Origin of the sequence: Desulfovibrio sp. DV, from assembly GCF_001936595.1 — a bacterium.
Taxonomy (GTDB): Bacteria; Desulfobacterota; Desulfovibrionia; order Desulfovibrionales; family Desulfovibrionaceae; genus Solidesulfovibrio.
In genome coordinates, this window is record NZ_MLBG01000186.1 from 1 (window position 1) to 2,134 (window position 2,134).

Annotated in this window: 2 protein-coding genes; both read left to right on the forward strand. The window is 69.5% G+C overall.

Annotation, left to right across the window (positions count from 1 at the left end; genetic code table 11):
- On the forward strand, positions 1-792 hold a 792-nt coding region (locus DVDV_RS21610; RefSeq protein ID WP_368482932.1), incomplete at its 5' end, for a TRCF domain-containing protein.
- The coding region (locus DVDV_RS21615) for a peptidylprolyl isomerase (RefSeq protein ID WP_254845495.1) at positions 789-2,134 on the forward strand (1,346 nt) is incomplete at its 3' end. The genes DVDV_RS21610 and DVDV_RS21615, both read left to right, overlap by 4 nt.

The following is a 2,134-nucleotide window of genomic DNA, read 5'->3' on the forward strand; positions in this document are numbered from 1 at the left end:
ACGCTTATCGTGGACAACGCCCACATGTTCGGCCTGGGCCAGCTCTACCAGCTGCGCGGCCGGGTGGGGCGCTCGCCCCGGCAGGCCTTTGCCTATTTCGTGGTGCCAAGCATTGAAAAGGTGCCCGAGCTGGCCCGAAAACGCCTGCGCGTCATCCTGGACATGGACTATCTCGGGGCCGGGTTCCAGGTGGCCATGGAGGATTTGCGCCTGCGCGGGGCCGGCAATATCCTGGGCGAGGCCCAGTCGGGCCATATCGCCCGCATTGGCCTGGACATGTTTTTGGAGATGCTCTCCGAAGAAGTGCGCCGGCTCAAGGGCGAACCCATCAAAGAGCACACCGAGCCGGAGCTGACCCTGGGGCTGGCCGCCCGCATCCCGGAACGCTACGTGCCCGAGGCGTCGGACCGGCTGCGGCTGTACAAGGCCCTGTCCACGGCCCGCACCGAACAGGGGCTGGCCGAGCTGGCGGCCGAAATCCGCGACCGATTCGGACCGCCGCCGCCGGAAGTGGACAATTTTCTGGCCGTTTTGGGGCTCAAACAGGTGCTTGCCCGCCTGGGCGTGGTCAAGGCGGAAATCACCCCGGCCAAGCTCACCGTGTCCTTTGAGGGCGACGGCGTGGCCGTGGCCACGGAACGTCTGGTGGCTTTTGTGGCCGAGCGGGATGGTGTGCGGCTTTTGCCGCCCGGCAAAATCGTCATGCCCATGGACCAGGGCCTGCCCCTTCCCGAGGCCCTGGCCGCCTGGGCCAGGGAATTGGCCGGGCTCGGCGACGAGGAGGCCGCGTGAGGTTGGCCTTTGGCCGGGCGATGCGGGCTGTCGTCTGCCTGTGCCTGACCGCCGGGCTGCTGGGCGGCTGCCTGTGGGATCAGTCGGACCAGGCCGGGGTGGTGGCCGTGGTGGGTGGCTCGCCCATCCGGCTGGCCGAACTGGAGGCGCGCCACGACCTTGGCCGTCTGGGCCTGCCGCAGGTGGACAATCCGGCGGTGGAGGAACTGCGCAGCGAGTACGGGGCCACGCTGGCCGGCCTGATCGTGGCCCGGCTGGTGAACCAGGAACTGGACCGGCTCAAGCTGTCCCTGACCGACCAGGAGCGCCGGGCTGCCGAGGAGGCGGTGCGGGCCGATTATCCGGGCGACGCCTTTGAGGCCATGCTCCTTGAGGAACACATTGATCTGCCGCGCTGGCGGGAAATGCTGGCTGATCGATTGGCCCTGGAGAAGTTCACCCAAAACGTGCTGCGCCCCAATGTCCGGGTGGGTGTTTCCGAGGCAGCCAACTATTACAAAGAACATATCGACGCCTTTACCAGACCGGCCTCGGTGCGGCTGCGGCTCGTGGTCGGACGGGACGCCGAGACCGTCAAGGCGGCCCTGGCTGCGGCCCGCAAAGCCGATTCGGCCCAGGCCGATGCCGGCGTGCACGAGGTTGTTTTGCCCGAAGCCGGCCTGCCGCCGGCCTGGCGCGAGGCGCTCAAGGCGCGGAAGCCCGGCGAGGCGACAGCGCCCCTGGCCTCGGGACACGACTTTCTGGGCCTGATCCTGGTTGAGCGCCTGCCGGCCACAGTCCTTGATCCGGCCAAGGCTTATCCCCGGGTCGAATCCAGGCTGGCAGCGGAAAAACTGGCCAAGGCCTTTGCAGCCTGGCTGGCCGAAGCCCTGGCCGGAGCGACCATCCGCGTCAACACCCGCCTCCTGGCCGGACAGCCGCCTGGCGATAGCCCGGCTGCCCCGGCAGCGGAAAAGGCCGAGCAGGCTGAACTCGACGCCGCCAGATCCCAGGGGCAGGCCAGCGACTCTCTTGCCAAGCGGGTCCGCATGACCCTGGCGGAAAAACAGGCCGATGCCCCGATCCCGGACCAGAAGCCGGTGGAGCCGGCAACCGAAAGCACCCCGGCCTCGACCGCGCCTCCGCCGGCCGTGGCCGAGGAAGTCCCGGCCCCGCTTGCGCCGCCGGTTGTCGAAGAGCCTGCCGTCCGGACGCCGCCGGCCCCGATTGGGCCAGCGCAACCGGACCCGGTCGCGGGTGTCCCGCCGCCGCCGCCGGCGCCTGCCATGGCACAGCAAGGGCACGAGGCTGCGCTCCGGCCNCTGTCCCCACGCCGGGCCGGATGCTTCGGCCGCGCCAGCCC